Origin of the sequence: Shewanella sp. SR44-3 (assembly GCF_014163735.1) — a bacterium.
Lineage (GTDB): Bacteria > Pseudomonadota > Gammaproteobacteria > Enterobacterales > Shewanellaceae > Shewanella.
Genome location: NZ_JACJDV010000007.1, coordinates 41,675 through 60,531 on the forward strand (window position 1 = coordinate 41,675; position 18,857 = coordinate 60,531).

The window sequence follows — 18,857 nt, forward strand, 5'->3', positions numbered from 1 at the left end:
TTAACAAAGTTATATTTACCGACTAAAAATTTCAGAGGCTATCGACGCAGAGGATCAACTGATGACCAGCAAAAAGCAGCCCAAACATATGACTCAAGTACAAAGCCCAGACCCGCTATTTTTACAAGCTGAGCATCTGGCAAAAGATTTCTCTTTGTTTCCTGCTCACAGCAAGCAAGGTTTGGCAGAAGAAATTAAAGGTTTGTTATCTGATGATGCTATCCAAGTAAACTTAAAAAGTTTAGCAGCATTAGATGTAGATGGTTATGTCAATAAAGTCATCCAGCCGACACTAGATAAAAATCGTCCTGGTGCCAAACGTATTATCGCCGATTTAAAAGGTAAGCTAATAAGTGAAATTCATTTAGGCCCTTTTTATCGCGCTGAAATAGAACTTAACTTTGGTTCACGTACTCGCAGGGTCGGTTTTATTGCTCAAGAGCGTACCACGGCTAATGGTGCTTGGATGCCAGAGCATCATATCGCATGCTGTAAAGCCATTCGTCACTTTGCCGAATTATCTATGCCTATAGTGTATCTTATCGATACACCAGGAGCGGATGCAGGTGAGATAGCTAATAGCCAAAATCAGGCTCATTCAATTTCAAAAGCCATTGCAGAATCTGCTAACGTAGATATGCCTACAGTGGGCATAGTTATTGGTGCGGGTTATTCTGGCGGCGCAATCCCATTAGCGGCAGCAAATATCTTGTTATCTTTGCGCGATGGTATTTTTAATACTATTCAACCACAGGGATTACAGAGTATTGCCCGTAAGTACAACTTGTCTTGGCAGGAATGCGCTAAGTCTGTGGGTGTCTCTCCAGAAGAGCTTTATCACTCAGGTTGCATCGACGGTATTATCGATTTTTCTCCATCGGATCGCGATGAGCGTCAGCATAATCTACGTCGTGCTATCGTTAGCAGTATTGAAGCTGTTGAAAAAGCTGCAATTAATTTTGTTCGTGAATCTAGTGATTTACGTGAGCATTATGATCGCAGTTTAGAACGTTTTTTAAATCCATCTAAGGGATTGTTAAATCTAGAGAATAGCTCTGGTTTAGCCGTCGCAGATAGCCCAACGGCGCATCACAATTTATTTGGTAGCGCCTATCGTTATTTGCGTTACTTAACCTTAAGAAGCCGGATCCATTCTATCTCTCAAGAGCAGTATGGCCGCCTTTCAAAAGTAAGCGTACCTGAAGGCGATTTGCTTGAGCGTATCAAGCAAGAGCAAGAACGTGTGTTCCACGCATGGCTGTCAAACCCAGATAAACTCGTTTATGACGAAGAGTTAAATAAACTCTGGGTGCAATTTGCCGCTAAGCGCAGTGAAATATCCACAGAACGTAACGTCATTACTCGTTTTATTTTAGGTGAGCCTAAAGAAAACTATAAAAAAGCGCGTAAGGCGCTGCTATTTAACGTCAGTTGGTCTCTGTATCACAGATGGAAGAGCAATGCGGGCAATAACTTTAAGGGGCTGATAGCACACCTTGAGTCATTGCCAAGTTCGAAGACAAAAGCACCTTGGCCTGAACTAAACCAATTAACAGTACTTGATGTCATTGTTAATGATGAGTTGCGTGAAGACTTCATTTGGCAATGTCATAATATTCTCATTTTCAATGAATTGTATGACAGCGTAGTGGCTGATTTAGCCTCTATTTCTAAAGAAGCCATGATGACCAAAAGCCTGTCTCGGGCTTCAGTAGATAAGCTGCTGCATAAGTCGATTGACAATGCTTTGTCGACTCAGAACCAGACGAGTGATAAGAGTAAATTCTACAAGTGGCTGAAATACTTTATGTCACAGTCAAACCGTGCTGATTTATTAACACGTGTTGAACAATGGAAGAGTGTCGGTTTCCCACAGTTAAACGATAGTTTATTCGTTATCTTAACCTATTTCTTTGAACGCTTATTACCAGAATACTTTGACAGTGAAGATGAGCTCGATAAGTACACCGGGACAATTAACCCTGTGCGCATCGGCCGCCGTAAAGACTTCTGGAACCGTTTAACCATGGGTTATCAAGATTTGTTGATCCAAAAGGTGTTACGGGATGAGAAGAAAAAAGGTGCCATGGGTTGGGAAAATATCATTGGTAAATTCTTTACTCATTTCGATGAGATTGATGGCGATAAAATGTCGGCCAACTTGCTTAACTTCCCAGGCTTCCGTTTATCGATTGAAGATGCCATAGATAAAAAGATCCGTCCCTGCGGTTTGATAACTGGTCTTGCTGACTTTACCCATGAAGGGAATAAACTGCGCGTTGGTGTTGCGGTATCAAATACTGCTTTCCAAGCGGGGGCCTTTGATATGGCCAGTGCCGAGAAGTTCAGCGCCTTGCTAATCGAATGTGCTAAGCGCAGATTACCTGTGATTTGCTTTATCAGTTCAGGTGGCATGCAAACCAAAGAAGGTGCAGCAGCACTATTTTCAATGGCAGTAGTGAATGACCGTATCACTCGATTTATTCGTGATAATGAATTGCCTGTATTGATGTTTGGCTTTGGTGATTGTACCGGTGGTGCACAGGCGAGTTTTGTGACTCACCCATTAGTGCAAACTTATTATTTGTCTGGTACTAACATGCCGTTTGCAGGGCAAATGGTGGTTCCAGCATACTTGCCATCAACAGCGACCTTATCTAACTATTTATCTAAAGTGCCAGGGGCTATGGCAGGTCTAGTGGTGAATCCATTTAGCGCTAACTTAGATTCATTATTAGCGGGTATTGATCCATTAATGCCGATTACTAACCTTAAAGTTGAGGATGTGATCACTAAATCATTATCTAGTTTAGCCGCTGATGTGATTGAGGAAACTGACGAGATAGTTCAAGACGATCCTCGTGCTTTGATGAAGCCGATTAAAAAGGTGCTGATCCACGCCCGTGGTTGTACTGCGGTTAAGCTTATCCGTAAGGCCCATGATAACGGGATTAATGTGGTGTTAGTGGCCTCAGATCCTGATATGACAGCCGTACCTGCAGATATGCTTAAAGAGGGCGATAAGCTGGTTTGTTTAGGGGGCAATACCTCAGATGAAAGTTATTTAAATGCTTACTCTGTGCTAAAAGTGGCTGAATACGAAAATGTTGACGCCCTGCACCCAGGTATTGGTTTCCTTTCTGAAAGCCCGCAGTTTGCTGCACTTTGTGTGAATAATGGCGTTAACTTCGTCGGCCCTAGTGTTCACTCGATGACGACCATGGGTAACAAGTCAAATGCTATTCATACATCACAAGCGCACAATGTTCCTGTGGTTCCAGGTAGTCACGGCATCTTAACCAATGCTGAGCAAGCTGTGAATGTGGCCACTGAAATTGGCTACCCTGTACTACTTAAAGCAGTACAAGGTGGTGGTGGCAAAGGTATTCAGGTGGTTAAACGTCCTGAGGATATGATTGGTCTATTCCAAAAGACGGCCACCGAAGCGGCTGCCGCCTTTGGTAATGGTGATTTGTACTTAGAAAAATATGTAACGTCATTGCGCCATATCGAAGTGCAGTTACTGCGTGATAAATTTGGTAATACTAAAGTATTGGGTATTCGCGATTGTTCAGTGCAGCGTAATAACCAGAAAGTGATTGAAGAATCTGGCTCTACCATGTTGCCTGAAGAGCTTAAGCAATTAGTGCTTGAGTACACTCGTGCATTAGGTGATGCCACTGATTACATGGGCGCTGGCACCGTAGAGTTTATCTATAACTTAGATGCGAACGAAGTCTACTTCATGGAAATGAACACTCGTCTTCAGGTTGAGCATCCAGTAACAGAGGCTACCTCTGGGATTGATATCGTCAGTGCACAGTTTGATATTGCCGCAGGTCGCTCAATTGAGAAACTTGAGCCTATCGAGCAAGGTTATGCGATGGAAGTGCGAGTCACGGCTGAAAAAGCAGCGCTTGATAGCCATGGCGTACTGCAGTTATTGCCAAACCCGGGGAAAATCACTGAATGTGTGATGCCTAAACGCGACGATGTGGAAATTATCTCTATCGCAGATTCAGGTAAAGAAGTATCACCTTATTACGACAGCTTAATTGCACAAATCATCATACGTGGTAAAGACCGTGCCGATGTGGTCAAGAAAATGTATGACTACTTGGATACTGTGGTTATCCGTGGAATTGCAACTAACATTCCATTGTTGAAGCTTATTTTAAGTGATGCCACCTTCAATGAAGGTGTCTACGATACTAACTACCTACCTCGTTTGATGGCTGAGCTTGATATTCCAGCGCTTATTGCTGAAATGGAAGCTGCTGCAGATACCGAAGCGGTAGATACTGAGTCCCTACGTGTGGGTGAAAGTAATGAGCTGAAAGTCTTGGCACAAGGTGCGGGTATTTTCTATACCTCACCAGCGCCAGGTGAAGCTGATTTTGTTAAAGAAGGCGATGTCGTTACCGTTGAACAGACATTGGCGTTAACAGAAGCCATGAAGATGTTCTCACAGGTTAATCTCGCAGGCTTTAACCGTCAAGGTGCAGTGCTTTACCCAGAAGATCAGCAATATCGTATTGAGCGTATTCTCAATAGTAATGGTCAGCAAGTCTCACAAGGTGATTTACTGTTTGTTATTTCACCTATTGAAAACTAAAGATTAACCTATTAAAGGCTAATTGAAAAAATGCCCATCTATTTAGATGGGCATTTTTGTTTCTGTTGAATGACCAGATAATTAATACGCCTGGTATAACATTGCTTTTTCAGTCACTGGGTGTATTCTTTTTATACAATTGACCTTCGCTTTGCTTGAGTCAGAACAGAGGTTACATAAGCTTAACTCGAGTTAAGAGATGAATAAATTGTGTTGTAATAGCTTAAATTCAATATTTTGTTGTATTCAAACTTGAACTTTGCGCTGATAGCAAGGCACTTTCTCATGCAAAGAATACGCGTCAATAGCGAATCGATTGCAAGTAAAATCAACGCCGTTAGCGGTGCAAAGGATTGTTTGATATGCGTTTATTATCCCGAGCAGAGGTTACCTAGGACGCCAGTGAATATATTCCGCTGCAGGTTAGATTTTTATTGCTATTTTGGTCTCGTGTTGATGCTCTGCATTAGCGTTTTTGTGCCCAAAGCAGGGGCTTTTCCCTATTCCAATATAGAACCCCAACTCCTCGAACCCAATTCCAAACCCGTAGATATAAGTTACTGTGTCGACCCTGACTGGTTGCCTTATGAGGCTATTGTTGAAGGTAAGCATGTAGGGATTTCATCGGATTACTTGCAACTGATTTCTCAAAGTACCGGCTACACATTCACGCTAGTGCCAACCCAAAGCTGGTCTGAGTCTTTGGCTTATCTAAAGCAAGGGCTGTGCATGATGACGCCTTTTTTGAATATTACACCGGATAGAGAGTTATTTTTACAGTTTAGTGACATTTACTTTGAAGCGCCCAATGTGCTGGTATCATTAAAGTCAGAGCCATTTTTACAAGGCTTTGGCAATATTGGCGATAGGGTGTTGGCCATCCCATCAGGATATCGATTAGTTGAATACGTTCAACGTCATTACCCCAAGCTTAATCTCAAGCTGGCAAGCAGCGAGAAAGCAGGCTTAGAAAGCGTTGCTCGAGGTGAAGCTGATGTATTTGTGGGATCTATGTTTTCAGTGAATGCCTATATACAGCAAACAGACTTAACCGAGCTTAAAATTGCGGGGTGGGGAGGACCCGCTGATGAGCTAAGGTTTGGTTTTACCAATGAGGCTGCGTATTTATTGCCGCTTATCAACCAAGCGTTAGCTGATATAACTGAAACCCAAAGGATCAATATTTATAATAAGTGGCATAACGTTTCCATTATTGAGGATATTGATTATGAGATGGCAGCTAGAGTACTGCTATTACTTGGAGGGTGTATTTTTCTGCTGCTTTATCGTAATTATTGTATCAATCAATACTCCATCGAATTGGAACAGCATAATAAACAGCTCGATGCATTGAGGTTGAGCTTAGAGCAAAAAAACCATCAGCTGGATTTCCTTGCTAAGCACGACCCTTTGACTCAGCTTTACAATCGTCATTATTTTCATTCTCATTTTGTAGACAATGCGAGTGAAAATTTAGATGACAGCCCAACGAGTCTTATCATTATGGATGCCGATCATTTTAAGTTAATTAATGATAACTTTGGCCATAGCGTTGGTGACCATGTACTTTCGGTATTAGCGCAGCTGCTCAAAACCACAGTGCATAACTCTGATGTTGTCGCGAGATGGGGTGGGGAGGAATTTATTATCGTGTGCCCTAATGTTGAACTTGATGAAGCCTATGCTTTATGTCAGCGATTAGCCGCTAAGCTTCAACAAACTGATTTTGGAGCAGGAATTAACATTACCTGCAGTTACGGCATTGCTAAACTGACCTCGGGAGAGCCTATACTTGCGTGCCTTGAGCGAGCGGATAAAGCCTTATATCGAGCTAAAGTCGCTGGTAGAAACCAAATTTGTACCGATACCCATGTGGTTGAATTTTGAACTTTAGCTGGATTAATCACCAAATCTAGCTGTGATGTTCACAGTAGAGCCGTAAAAGCGCTAAAAAAATTCATAAAGTTAATCTGAGTAAAAAATAATCAATTATTTTTATTTTATTGTTTTATTTAGATTAAATGCCGGTTTTATGTATTTTTTTCATTAAAAACTGATAAATAATGCAAGAGCTGTTTGCGCCCAGCAAGGTTCCAATTTACAATATGCGCCTTAAATAACCTGATGTGCGGTGTGTCGTTTTTTTTACATGCTCCGTCTACTTCTTAAACTAATCATTAAAGTTGAATCATGACCGAATTATCCAAATACAGAAACATTGGTATCTTCGCTCACGTTGACGCGGGTAAAACCACGACCACCGAGCGTATCCTTAAGCTAACCGGTAAGATCCACAAGATCGGTGAAGTTCACGATGGTGAGTCAACGACTGACTTCATGGTACAGGAAGCTGAGCGCGGTATTACTATTCAGTCAGCAGCGGTAAGCTGTTTCTGGAATGAGCACCGTTTTAACGTAATCGACACCCCCGGACACGTTGACTTCACTGTTGAAGTATATCGTTCTCTTAAAGTGCTTGACGGTGGTATCGGTGTATTCTGTGGTTCTGGTGGTGTTGAGCCACAATCAGAAACTAACTGGCGTTATGCTAACGATTCTGAAGTTTCGCGTATCATCTTCGTAAACAAGTTAGACCGTATGGGTGCTGACTTCCTACGTGTTGTTAAGCAAACTAAAGACGTGTTAGCGGCTAACCCACTTGTTATGGTTCTACCTATCGGTATCGAAGACCAGTTCACAGGCGTTGTTGACCTATTAACTCGTAAAGCACACGTTTGGGATGATTCTGGTTTACCAGAAAACTTCGAAATCCAAGACGTTCCAGCTGACATGGTAGACATGGTAGAAGAATACCGTGAAATGCTAATCGAAGCTGCAGTAGAGCAAGACGATGACTTAATGGAAGCTTACATGGAAGGCGTTGAGCCATCTATTGAAGACATTAAGCGTTGTATTCGTACTGGTACTCGTACACTAGCATTCTTCCCAACATACTGTGGTAGCGCCTTTAAAAACAAAGGTATGCAGTTATTGTTAGATGCTGTTGTTGATTTCTTACCTGATCCAGTTGAAGTTGAGCCACAGCCACTTACTGACGAAGAAGGTAATGAAAACGGCGAATTCGCAATCGTTGATCCAGATGCACCTTTAAAAGCATTGGCATTCAAGATCATGGATGACCGTTTTGGCGCATTAACATTCGTACGTATCTACTCAGGTCGTATCAAGAAAGGTGACACCATACTTAACTCTGCTACAGGTAAAACTGAGCGTGTTGGTCGTATGGTTGAAATGTACGCTGATGACCGTATCGAAATTGATTCGGCTCAAGCTGGTGACATTATCGCTATCGTAGGCATGAAGAACGTGCAAACTGGTCACACGCTATGTGATCCTAAGCACCCATGCACACTAGAAGCCATGGTGTTCCCAGAGCCAGTTATCTCTATCGCTGTTGCGCCAAAAGATAAAGGCGGCAGTGAGAAAATGGGTATCGCTATCGGTAAGATGATCGCAGAAGATCCATCTTTCCGCGTAGAAACTGACGAAGATTCAGGTGAAACCATCCTTAAAGGTATGGGTGAGCTTCACTTAGACATTAAGGTAGATATTCTTAAGCGTACTTACGGTGTTGAACTAATCGTTGGTGAGCCACAAGTTGCTTACCGTGAAACTATCACAGCAGAAGTTGAAGATAGCTACACGCACAAGAAACAATCTGGTGGTTCTGGTCAGTTCGGTAAGATCGATTATAAGATCCGTCCTGGCGAAGCAAACACAGGTTTTGTGTTCAAGTCTTCAGTTGTTGGTGGTAACGTACCAAAAGAATTCTGGCCTGCGGTTCAGAAAGGTTTTGGTAGCATGATGAACACAGGTACTATCGCTGGCTTCCCAGTGTTAGACGTTGAATTCGAACTTACAGATGGTGCATTCCACGCAGTTGACTCGTCAGCTATCGCGTTCGAAATCGCTGCTAAAGGCGCGTTCCGTCAGTCTATCGCTAAAGCTAAGCCACAACTTCTTGAGCCTATCATGAAAGTTGACGTGTTCAGCCCAGATGACAACGTGGGTGATGTTATTGGTGACTTGAACCGTCGTCGTGGCATGATCAAAGACCAAAATGCTGGTGTGACTGGTGTTCGTATCAAGGCTGACGTACCGTTATCAGAAATGTTCGGTTACATCGGTTCACTACGTACTATGACTTCTGGTCGTGGCCAATTCTCTATGGAATTCGCTCACTACGCAGCTTGTCCTAACAGCGTTTCTGAGAAAGTTGTTACTCAAGTTAAAGAACGTAAAGCTGCTGAAGCTAAGAAGTAATTCTTAACTCATAGCTTATAAAAACCGTTGCCTAGGCAGCGGTTTTTTTATGCCCGCTAAACGCCCAGACAATTAATATTATGAGTCTAATAGCAAGAGATGTGGTGATTTTTAGAAACAAAAAAGCGAGCCTAAGCTCGCTATTTGGATAATTTACCTGAACACGCAAGACGATGGCTATTAATCTTCAATTAAAGAGTAAGGCAGGGCTTTGACGGTTAAGCTTGAGGTTTCATCGTCAGCGATACGAAGCACAGCATCAGCTTGAGTATCATTAGCGAGTACAGCTGTCATTAGTACTCTTTCACCTTGCTGCACCACTTCGATGACATTACCGACTTTGCGGTATCCGTCTTCAAGTTGGATCTCGACTTGGCTCTCAGTGCTTAAGGTTAGCTTTGTCGTGCCTTCAAGTATGTATAAGGCGCGTTTGTTGCCGCCTCGGTATTTCATCCTAGCGATGGTTTCTTGGCCCATATAACAGCCCTTGGTAAAGCTAATGCCATTGATGGCCTGCAGATTACACATTTGTGGCACGTATTGGCCACTGTGTTGGCTGTCTATGTTAGGGTAGCCAGCATTAATTTCTAGGGCTTGCCATACTGCGTTATCTAATGGCTCAAGTGCTGCTTGTTCAATAAAATTCTGTGCTTGCGATAGAGGCAGAATAACCATAAACCCAAAGCTGTGTTTTAGAATCGCACCTTGGTCTATGACGCTTAATTCGTGGCTTAACTCACCAAAGTGTTTGGTAACAAGTTCGGCTGCTTTTTCGCCATATAAACCTAAAATCTTCCAGTTATCAGTTACATCAGTAAGCTCTGCTTTGCTAAAAACCGCGTATTTTTTGAGTTGGGGCAAATCTAACCCTAAGGTAGTTTTTGGCATTAGCATAAATAGACGCTCGCCAAGTAAGAAAGTCCTAAAACTGGCAATCATCTTACCTTTAGGATCGCAGTGGGCTCCCCAGCGCCATTGCTCCTGGGTCATGGTTAAAATATCGGTAGTCACTTGACCATTAATGAAGGTTTTAGCTTGCTCACCTGTGATTTCGATAAGTCCAAAGTGAGATAAGCTGGCGGCATTAATTTCAGATGCGGGATAGAAATCAGCCATAGGCTGAATGGAAACTGACATTTTTAGTCCTTAAAACAGGAAAGGAGAATGACAAGAGTGTAACGGAAATCTTCTCAGTCCTAAAGCAGTTATCTATAGGTCATAATGAGATAAAAATCTTGATAGAGTATCATAGCGATTGCCACCCTATTGACACTTTAGTCTATCAAAATCTTATTGCAGCAGACTTATATCAACTTGCTAAGGTCAATGGTGCAGCTATGGGACACCACTATGCTTTAAATTGACTGGTTAATTGTTTTAATGTTTTTGATGTGGTCTCTAAACTCTCTGAATTTCTATTCATATCATCAAGTTGACCTAGATTATCTTGTCCTGAAGTGACTATTCGGTTGATGTTATGGGTTAAGTCTTCCGATACCGCACTTTGCTGCTCGACAGCGGTGGCAATGTGACTTGCCATATCGGTAATGCGTTCTGTTGACACTAAGATACTGTTGATTGCAGTGCCTGAACTCTGGGCATTTTTAACTGAAGCTTCACTTTTTACTTGGCTTTCTAGCATCACTTTAACCGCAGATTTTGCGCCTGCTTGAAGGTTGGTGATGCTCAGCTGGATTTCAGCAGTGCTTTGCTGAGTTCGGCTTGCCAGTGCCCGCACTTCATCTGCCACGACCGCAAAACCTCGACCTTGCTCTCCCGCGCGAGCTGCCTCAATAGCCGCATTTAATGCAAGTAAATTAGTTTGCTCGGCAATTGCGCGAATAACATCAAGCACAGACACAATCCCTACCACATTTTGCTCTAGTGAGTTAACAACAGAGGCTGCATCGGTAAGCTGATTGGATAAATCATGAATAGAGTCAATTGATTGGTTGATGATTTTTGAAACTTCTTTTGCATCTAAATTAGCTTGCTGGGCAGAATCAGCAGATAATTGCACGCTGCTAGCGATTTCTTTTGCTGAGGCTGACATTTGGGTGATGGCCGCAGCCACTTGATCCGTTTCCATTTGTTGATCATGAACATGACCACGACTGGCTTCAGCCCCAGTATGAACATTGCGTGCTTCACGAAAAACATCATCTACAGAAACTTGTATTGATTGCACTAAGGTTTGAATTTTAGCCACAAAAACATTAAACGAATTAGAGACCCGACCTATCTCATCATCGCGGCTGGCATTAAGTCTTCGAGTAAGGTCGCCTTCGCCACTGGCAATATTTTCTAAGGCATTGGCAACATGGGTTAGAGGGCGAGTAACCATTCGACTAAACAGTAAGCTCAGCGCTGTTACTAAGAAAAAATCCAGTAATAACCCTTTAAGAATGGATCTAAAGGCCAAGTTTGAGAGTTCTTCTTTGATGCTCGTATCATCAATATAGATTTTTACTGTACCAATTTCCGTGGCTGTATCATCTTCCACATATTGTAATTTCACTTCTTTAAAGTGACTACCGACCTCTCCTTCTGATTTTGACACTTGCTCGCCTTTGTCATTATGCAGGCTTAAAAATAACACGTCATCAGACTGCTGCTCAGAGTTTAGAATGCGGACTATTTGTGACTCTTCGTAGTTCCAGACTGCGCTGGGAAGGCTGAGTTGTAGCCGAGATGCTACCAAGGTTAGCTGTGCATCTTGCTTGTGCTGGAGTTTCTCACTTTGAACAATGTAATCATAAACCCCAAATACCACCACCAAAATAGTCACAGTAACTAGGGCCGCCATGATCAGCTTAAATGAAATTGATTTCATCAGAGTCATAAATAGTACTCATATTAACTTGGGATCAAAAAAGCAATTAAGTCCGCTTAGTACAATGTGTTCATCGTGCCGTCGATAGCTAATGCTGGTGGTTAATGTCTCTAGTGAATTAGAGTAAGCAATAGTAATCTCGACGGCCCGACGGCAGTGCTCCATAGGAGACTGCGCTTATTTTAAGTGAGCAGACATTAATGCATTAATATCGATTTTACCTAGACCTTCATTGTAAATTGCTTGCCATTTTTTGCCATCAGCATCGTTTCTAAAGGCAATGTAAAGGTCTTTATTTGTCAGTAGTTTAGTGTTCATTTGCACCTTTTCCTTGGCGCTAGCAAGCTTATTGTTATTGGCTAACATATAGCTAAGGACATTGGCATCAATGACTGCTATATCAATACGTCCTCCTGCGACTTTTTGTACGTTGATTTCATCAGATGTCACAGTTTGAGGCTTAATGCTACCGCTTGCTATTAAGGCATCGAGCTCTTCGGTATTAACATAGTCTTGCACTACTCCTAACTTAAAGTTGGCTAAATCAGCCACCTGAGACCAAGTTATGGGGCTTGATTTATTTTCTACTAAGCCAAGAGGGCCTTGTCCCATGGAGGCTGAAAAAGTGAACTCACTGGATTCATATAAATATTCAGGAAAATAGCCCGCATATTTTGAACCCGACTCTGAAGCGAGCTTAACCGCGCGGCTCCAAGGAAAGAAATCAACCACTAACTCATGACCCATGGCTTTAAAAGCCGCTTTTGCGACTACCACTGAAGCGCCTTGGTCTGCTAAGCTTTTACCTGAGTAAGGTGCCCAATCTAACGAGCTTAAATGGACGGTTTCTGCGTTGACAGAGGAGCCTGTGAAGGCAAGCATCAAGCCGATAAGGGCGTAATTGAGTTTCATAATATCTCCTAAAAAGTAAAGGCGTCCGCCACTGTTTGTTAAGCTACTCTTTCTTGGCATTACTGCTTCTTAAAGACAGCTCACAACTGGATCCAAAGTGAAGTAACCAACGCTCTGAGTATAGACGGGAATTTTAAAAGTGAGTTGCTAAGTCACTGGAACCTATTAAGGATTTTAGCCTTTGATTATTGCTTCTCAACCAATGAGAGTTAGAGCATAAAAGTCGCAGTGTGTTTAATGTGACAAATTTAGTTGGCCATTAGAATTTCGGCTTGTGGCTGCGGATGCTATGAAATAGCCGTTATATAGCAGCACTCTTTATAAAAATTGTTAAAACCTGTGACATACAGGGTGAGAAAGTCGTGAGAGGGTAGGCGCTGCACATATTGAGATTATTAAAATCTGCCGGCAATATTGCAGCGGTTAATGTTGCCGTTAATTTTTAGTGACCACCGCCACAACCACCACAACATGAGTGCTTTTTCGGCTCACTTGACGCCGTTTGTGCGCTGACTTCAGTATCAGCTTCACTCGTCACAGGATTGTAAGTCGATGCTGCGTTAGCTTCTGCGGCATCAACAAATTGGCTTTTAACTTCATCTTTCTTAAACGCTTGGAAGAGCTTATTGATTGGATTGTTCATGCAGTGACCTCTAAAAAGTAATAAGCAAAACTGGGATGTGTTCGTGATAATTAAGCATGTATAAATAAACATGCTTTAATAATGCCTGTTTGAATGAATGCTATTCCCACTTAAGAAAAGCGTCAAGTGGCTTTGGCTCAAGATGAGTTGTGGTGTCGTATAAATAGTGTAATTGTGGTGCAGATCACAACACCAAGTCCTAGGATAGAAGAATCTGAGGCGTGCATTTAAGCATTTAAGCATTTAAGGATTAAGGATTAAGGATTATTAAGGAGGGAGCGATGACTGATGAAATACCTGCTACGGAAAACCGCGATCCTACCCAATACCTGTTAATGCAACAAATTGCCCTTGGAAAGTTACTCGGGCTATTTGCAGGTTTGGCTGGATTCTTGATGCTTAAATACTGCTTCCCAGAAACTGGGGCTTTGTTTCGCTGGGGGATCTTACTCTGGTATATCACCTTTGGCGCAGTTATCGGTTTATGCGTGCAAATTAGTTATCACCCAATATTGAAGTGTAAGCTACCGGTTTGGTTAACAACTGGCGTTATGGGGGCTTGGCTTAACTTTGTGATGAGCTTTTTTGCCTTTGATCAGCTGTTAGCGTTGATGCAAAACATCTTCGGCATTGATGGGTTATTGCAGTCTCCTTTTTGGTTCACAGCTGAGGGGATGGTAATGGGGCTATTATTCGGTATCATTATTAAGGGGGGGCTCAACATATCCCGCTGCCTAGGGCGGCTTAATATTTTACCTTAGCTAACATTGCAGCAAGACATTGTAGCAATGTATTGAGTGAAATATCGGGCAACACCTGAGTGAAAGAACCTAGGCCCTAATGAATAGATTTTGCTATAGTAAGCGCTATGCAAATAGCGCTCTTTAGGGCGTTTTTTATTGAATACTCCACAGCTTGAGTTCGAATAATTATCCTATGTCCTTTTCAGCATTTAACTTACACCCTAAGCTTCAAGCTACTATTGCAGCGCAAAAGTATGCCGAACCTACTCCAGTGCAGCAGCAAGCTATTCCTGAAATTACTGCTGGGCAAGATTTATTAGTGGGCGCGCAAACGGGCACAGGTAAAACGGCGGCTTTTGCTATTCCGTTAGTGCATAAGTTACTCACTCAAGCCGATGAACTGTTATCTCAAACAGATGAATTAGCGCCCAGTAAAACCCCACCACTTAAGGTGATTAAAGCACTTATTCTCACTCCTACCCGTGAGCTTGCTTTGCAAGTGCAAAGCAATATCGATGGGCTAACTCAAGGTACTGACCTTAAAAGTGCGATTGCCTATGGCGGCGCCAGTATTGGTGAGCAAGTGCGCAGCTTTAAAGACGGGGTGGATATTTTAGTGGCGACGCCAGGCAGGCTGCTGGATCATTTACGCCATAAAGTTGTGTCGCTTAAGCAAGTGGAATACTTAGTGTTTGATGAAGCCGATCGTATGTTAGATATGGGCTTTAAGGATGAAATTCGTGATTTATTAAGGCAATTGCCAAAGCAGCGACAGACCTTATTGTTTTCAGCCACATTGAACGACAGTATTTTCAGTTTTAGTAGGAATTTGCTTAATCAGCCTAAAGTCATTGAAGTTGCTAAAGCTAATGCCAAAGTCGCTAAAATTATCGAGCGAGTATATTGCGTCGATGAAAACCGTAAATTGAGCCTGTTGTGCCATTTAATAAGTCAAGAGAACTGGCAGCAAGTGCTGGTTTTTTCTCGCACTAAGCAAGGTGCTGATAGTCTAACGACGAAGATGCAACAAAACGGCATCGCCGCCCTGGCTTTTCATGGCGACTTGACTCAAAGCATGCGCGAAAATGTGCTGAAAGATTTCTCTTTGTCTAATGTGCAGGTATTGGTGGCAACCGATGTCGCGGCCAGAGGCCTTGATATTGAAGACCTTAATTATGTAGTGAACTATGAATTACCTCATGTGAGTGAGGATTACATTCACCGCATTGGCCGCACGGGGCGAGCGGGAAAAGATGGCGTTGCAGTGACCTTGTTTGCCATTGAAGACACAGCAAAATTGATGAGTCTAGAAACCTTGCTAGATAGGCGCTTACCTCAGCAGTGGTATCCAGGCTTTGAGCCTGACTTAACCAAAGAAGTGACTTTAAGTCGCAAGCACACCAAGGCGGGGCAGAAGCAACAAGCAAGACGCAAAGCCCTCGGTAAAGCCAAACGTTAACTTGTCATTAAAACGCGGTATTATTGTCATCTAATTACGTCCTTATTGTCACAAACAGTCATTAGGCTAAGTTCGGAAATCGCTGCTAGGAAAAAGCGAATAACCCTAAAAAGCCAATAACAATGAACTGATAACTCCCGGCTAATAACCAGAGTGTGACTAAGGACAATTTATTTATGAGCAAGGCCACTTTCGATCCAACCCGTTATAACAACAGCCAAAATGAAACCTTCAGCCAAGTATTAGACAAACAACTTTCTAGACGTAACTTTGTTAAAAGTGGCCTAGGCTTGAGCGCCATGACTGCCTTTGCGGGCGCGGGTCTGGTTGGCTGTGGCTCAGATAATAACACCGCCGTGACTCCCACTCCAGCTCCGACACCAACGCCAGCACCAGCCAATAAAAGCGCTGCTGTGCTAGGGTTTGATTCTATTACTGGCTCAAAACTGGATGCCGTTGCCATTCCCGCAGGTTACAGCGCCTATGTATTAGCGCCTTGGGGCACACCGTTAAACAATAAAGCGGCGCCTTGGAAAGCCGATGGCACTAATAGCGCGGAAGACCAAGCCAACGCCGTTGGCATGCATCATGATGGTATGCATTTTTTCCCGCTTAATGATGCTAAAGATGATGGCCTGCTGTGCATTAACCATGAATATATCGACCAAGATGCGCTGCATCCCAGTGGTTCAACCTTTGATAGCATCACAGGGCTTCGCACCGAAATTGATGAAATACGTAAAGAAATCAATGCTCATGGCGTATCTGTGTTGCGAATTAAATTCATCAATAATCGCTGGCAAGTACAAGCCAACGATAAGCATAATCGCCGCTTTACCGGGGCTAGCGTCATGGATATAGCAGGTCCCATGGCTTACAGCAGCTACCTTGAAACCCGCTATTCCCCCGATGGCAGCCAAGCCCGCGGCACACTCAATAATTGCGGTAATGGCAGTACCCCTTGGGGCACCTATTTAACCTGTGAAGAAAACTGGCCGGGCTACTTTGTAAATAAAGGCGCCTTGAGTCAAGATCAGCAGCGCATTGGCATTTCCACATCCAGCACCCGTTACGGCTGGGATGATTTAGCCGGTAATGACGATGAGCGTCTCGATGAATTTGCTCGCTTCGATGTGACGCCAACAGCCAGTAATGCCAGCGGCGATTATCGCAATGAAGCCAACGGTCATGGCTATATTGTCGAAATTGACCCGTACAACCCCAATTCTCGCGCCGTTAAACGCACCGCTCTAGGGCGTTTTCGTCATGAAGGCTGCACCTTTGGCAAGCTTGCTGTGGGTAAACCTGTGGTGTTTTATTCAGGCCATGATTCACGCTTTGAATACTTGTATAAATACGTCTCAAATGCTGTGTGGGATGAAGCCGATGCCAACTCGGCTAATCGCTTAATCACAGGCGACAAGTACATGAATGATGGCACGCTTTATGTGGCTAAATTCTCTGAAGAAGGGGTGGGTGAATGGCTGCCTTTGACCTTAGAAAGCCCAACCACAGAGGGAAGCACCTTGGCGGCGAGCTTTGATACTTTAGCCGCTATTATCTTAAATACCGCAGGGGCTGCAGATCTTGTTGGCGCCACCCCCATGGATAGACCCGAGTGGTGCACCGTAGACCCTTTCACAGGCAGTGTATACCTAACCCTGACCAATAATTCTAAGCGCACCGAAACCAATGCCGCTAATCCAAGGCTTAAAAATAACTTCGGCCACATTATTCGCTGGGATGAAGGCGATAAAGCCACAGAGTTTAGCTGGGATATTTTCGTGTTTGGCGCGCCTGCCGATGCTGATGCGCAAACGAATATCTCTGGGCTTACCGACTTAAATCAGTTTGCCAGTCCTGATGGCTTAGCTTTTGATAACCGCGGCATCTTGTGGGTACAAACCGATAACGGCGCCGATGAAGTCGAAGAAGATACTAACGATCAAATGCTCGCTATAGTGCCATCGCGCCTTCGAGACAGCAGTGACAAGCAGCAAGTGCTAAATGCCGATAATCAAGCCGAGCTTAAGCGCTTCTTTGTGGGCCCCAATGGCTGTGAAGTGACAGGCTTTGCTATTACACCCGACTACACCAGCATATTTGCCAATATTCAGCACCCTGATAACTGGCCCTACTCAGATAACGCCGCCGAAATTACCCCAGCAGGCACTAGCGTGCGCCCAAGGGCGGCGACTGTGGTTATTCGTAAACTCGATGGCACTGAAGTCGGCTTGTAAGTCTTTCTGCTACAACTTAATCATCCATAGAGAGTATTTCGCATTTGCACTCAATGCCCTAAGTTAACCTTTAGGGCATTTTTATTTTTGCCACCTATAGTTCGATTTTTTAGATGTAAAACTGATATTTATTGCGATTTTTATTCGTTTAAGTGGGTGTTAATCTGAGGCTATAGCTTGAAGCCGTGCTTTAATCGCTATGGCTCAATTATTTTGGCTCAAGCCGTCATTCACACTTAAGGGGATAATCCATGAACGTCACTCACAGTTTCAACGCCCGTCCTGCTATGGATGGAGATGGGGTTAATATTCGCCGAGTTGCTGATTTTAATTTACAGCGCTTTGATCCTTACTTGATGATCGACGAGCTTAAATCTAATGATGAGCAAGATTTTATCGGTGGTTTCCCGCCGCATCCCCACAGGGGCATAGAAACTTTCACTTATATTTTAAAAGGCGGTTTTGAGCACAAAGACCAGCTGGGAAATATCAAAGCCATTCGCAGCGGCGATGCCCAGTGGATGAGTACAGGCAGCGGGGTGATTCATTCAGAAATGCCACTTACAGATAACAACGAGGGCCTGCATGGATTCCAGATTTGGATAAACATGCCCGCTAAAGACAAGATGCGTCCCGCCCAGTATCAAGACACCGCAGGCAAGGCAGTCCCGCAAATTGAAAATAGCACAGGCGCCGTATTAAAGGCCTTAGCGGGTCAATGGACTTTTGCAGAACATGCGGAATATGTAGATGGTCTATTACCTGATTTGGCCGCCAATGGCGCCATTGCCGATGTGACCCTAGCGTCACAAGGTGTGGCTGAATTAGCACTGTCGCAGCATCAAACGGTTAATCTTTATCTGTATCAAGGAGAGCTTAGCTATCAAGATAAAGCGGGTAAAGAGACGTTAGCCACTGCGGGGCAATTACTTATTTTGGACAGCCAAACCTTGCTAACCCTTAAGGCCACCACAGCAGGGGCGGGATTCCTGTTACTCGCTGGGACTAAAATTTCTGAGAAAATAGTCCACCATGGCCCGTTTGTGATGAATACCCAAGCTGAAATCAACCAAGCGATCAGTGATTATCAGCAAGGCAAGTTTGGTCAAATAGCCTAAAAGCACAGCA

Annotated in this window: 11 protein-coding genes; 7 read left to right on the plus strand and 4 right to left on the minus strand. The window is 43.5% G+C overall.

The features are described from left to right. Positions 1-61 precede the first annotated feature (61 nt). The 3 genes from H5073_RS05920 to fusA all read left to right on the plus strand — a co-directional run bounded on the left by H5073_RS05920 (position 62) and on the right by fusA (position 8,899). Positions 62-4,615, plus strand: a complete 4,554-nt coding sequence (locus tag H5073_RS05920; protein WP_182677911.1) for a biotin carboxylase N-terminal domain-containing protein — start codon at positions 62-64, stop codon at positions 4,613-4,615. 477 nt (positions 4,616-5,092) lie between these two features. Then, positions 5,093-6,502, plus strand: a complete 1,410-nt coding sequence (locus tag H5073_RS05925; protein WP_310734229.1) for a diguanylate cyclase domain-containing protein — start codon at positions 5,093-5,095, stop codon at positions 6,500-6,502. Positions 6,503-6,805: 303 nt separating this feature from the next. Continuing rightward, the gene (fusA, locus tag H5073_RS05930; protein ID WP_182677915.1) at positions 6,806-8,899 is read left to right on the plus strand and encodes an elongation factor G; all 2,094 of its coding nucleotides are present in this window, start codon (positions 6,806-6,808) and stop codon (positions 8,897-8,899) included. Between the two features lie 180 nt (positions 8,900-9,079). Here fusA and ygfZ read toward each other — a convergent pair whose 3' ends face one another. The 4 genes from ygfZ to H5073_RS05950 all read right to left on the minus strand — a co-directional run bounded on the left by ygfZ (position 9,080) and on the right by H5073_RS05950 (position 13,287). Then, a complete protein-coding gene (ygfZ, locus tag H5073_RS05935) occupies positions 9,080-10,036 on the minus strand; it encodes a tRNA-modifying protein YgfZ (RefSeq protein WP_182677917.1) in 957 nt (318 codons plus the stop codon). 211 nt (positions 10,037-10,247) lie between these two features. After that, a complete protein-coding gene (locus H5073_RS05940; protein ID WP_182677919.1) occupies positions 10,248-11,741 on the minus strand; it encodes a methyl-accepting chemotaxis protein in 1,494 nt (497 codons plus the stop codon). A 168-nt stretch (positions 11,742-11,909) separates the two neighbouring features. Further along, the gene (locus H5073_RS05945; RefSeq protein ID WP_182677921.1) at positions 11,910-12,644 is read right to left on the minus strand and encodes an ABC transporter substrate-binding protein; all 735 of its coding nucleotides are present in this window, start codon (positions 12,642-12,644) and stop codon (positions 11,910-11,912) included. A 442-nt stretch (positions 12,645-13,086) separates the two neighbouring features. Beyond that, complete coding sequence (locus tag H5073_RS05950) at positions 13,087-13,287, minus strand: hypothetical protein (protein WP_182677924.1); 201 nt, start codon at positions 13,285-13,287, stop codon at positions 13,087-13,089. A gap of 281 nt (positions 13,288-13,568) precedes the next feature. Between H5073_RS05950 and H5073_RS05955 the strand changes: the two genes are divergently transcribed. The 4 genes from H5073_RS05955 to H5073_RS05970 all read left to right on the plus strand — a co-directional run bounded on the left by H5073_RS05955 (position 13,569) and on the right by H5073_RS05970 (position 18,847). Further along, the gene (locus tag H5073_RS05955) at positions 13,569-14,048 is read left to right on the plus strand and encodes a hypothetical protein (protein ID WP_182677926.1); all 480 of its coding nucleotides are present in this window, start codon (positions 13,569-13,571) and stop codon (positions 14,046-14,048) included. A gap of 175 nt (positions 14,049-14,223) precedes the next feature. Then, positions 14,224-15,489 carry a DEAD/DEAH box helicase gene (locus H5073_RS05960; RefSeq protein WP_182677928.1) on the plus strand — a complete coding sequence of 422 codons (1,266 nt, stop codon included), beginning with the start codon at positions 14,224-14,226 and terminating at the stop codon, positions 15,487-15,489. A gap of 176 nt (positions 15,490-15,665) precedes the next feature. After that, positions 15,666-17,729, plus strand: a complete 2,064-nt coding sequence (locus tag H5073_RS05965; RefSeq protein WP_182677930.1) for a PhoX family phosphatase — start codon at positions 15,666-15,668, stop codon at positions 17,727-17,729. Positions 17,730-17,980: 251 nt separating this feature from the next. After that, the gene (locus H5073_RS05970; RefSeq protein ID WP_182677932.1) at positions 17,981-18,847 is read left to right on the plus strand and encodes a pirin family protein; all 867 of its coding nucleotides are present in this window, start codon (positions 17,981-17,983) and stop codon (positions 18,845-18,847) included. The last annotated feature ends 10 nt before the right edge of the window (positions 18,848-18,857 follow it).

What these genes read in the sequence shown, in the direction of transcription:
- H5073_RS05920 (WP_182677911.1), top strand. Translation starts at nt 62, where the DNA reads ATGACCAGCAAAAAGCAGCCCAAACATATGACTCAAGTACAAAGCCCA.
- fusA (WP_182677915.1), top strand. Translation starts at nt 6,806, where the DNA reads ATGACCGAATTATCCAAATACAGAAACATTGGTATCTTCGCTCACGTT.
- ygfZ (WP_182677917.1), bottom strand. Translation starts at nt 10,036, where the DNA reads ATGTCAGTTTCCATTCAGCCTATGGCTGATTTCTATCCCGCATCTGAA.
- H5073_RS05940 (WP_182677919.1), bottom strand. Translation starts at nt 11,741, where the DNA reads ATGACTCTGATGAAATCAATTTCATTTAAGCTGATCATGGCGGCCCTA.
- H5073_RS05945 (WP_182677921.1), bottom strand. Translation starts at nt 12,644, where the DNA reads ATGAAACTCAATTACGCCCTTATCGGCTTGATGCTTGCCTTCACAGGC.
- H5073_RS05950 (WP_182677924.1), bottom strand. Translation starts at nt 13,287, where the DNA reads ATGAACAATCCAATCAATAAGCTCTTCCAAGCGTTTAAGAAAGATGAA.
- H5073_RS05955 (WP_182677926.1), top strand. Translation starts at nt 13,569, where the DNA reads ATGACTGATGAAATACCTGCTACGGAAAACCGCGATCCTACCCAATAC.
- H5073_RS05960 (WP_182677928.1), top strand. Translation starts at nt 14,224, where the DNA reads ATGTCCTTTTCAGCATTTAACTTACACCCTAAGCTTCAAGCTACTATT.
- H5073_RS05965 (WP_182677930.1), top strand. Translation starts at nt 15,666, where the DNA reads ATGAGCAAGGCCACTTTCGATCCAACCCGTTATAACAACAGCCAAAAT.
- H5073_RS05970 (WP_182677932.1), top strand. Translation starts at nt 17,981, where the DNA reads ATGAACGTCACTCACAGTTTCAACGCCCGTCCTGCTATGGATGGAGAT.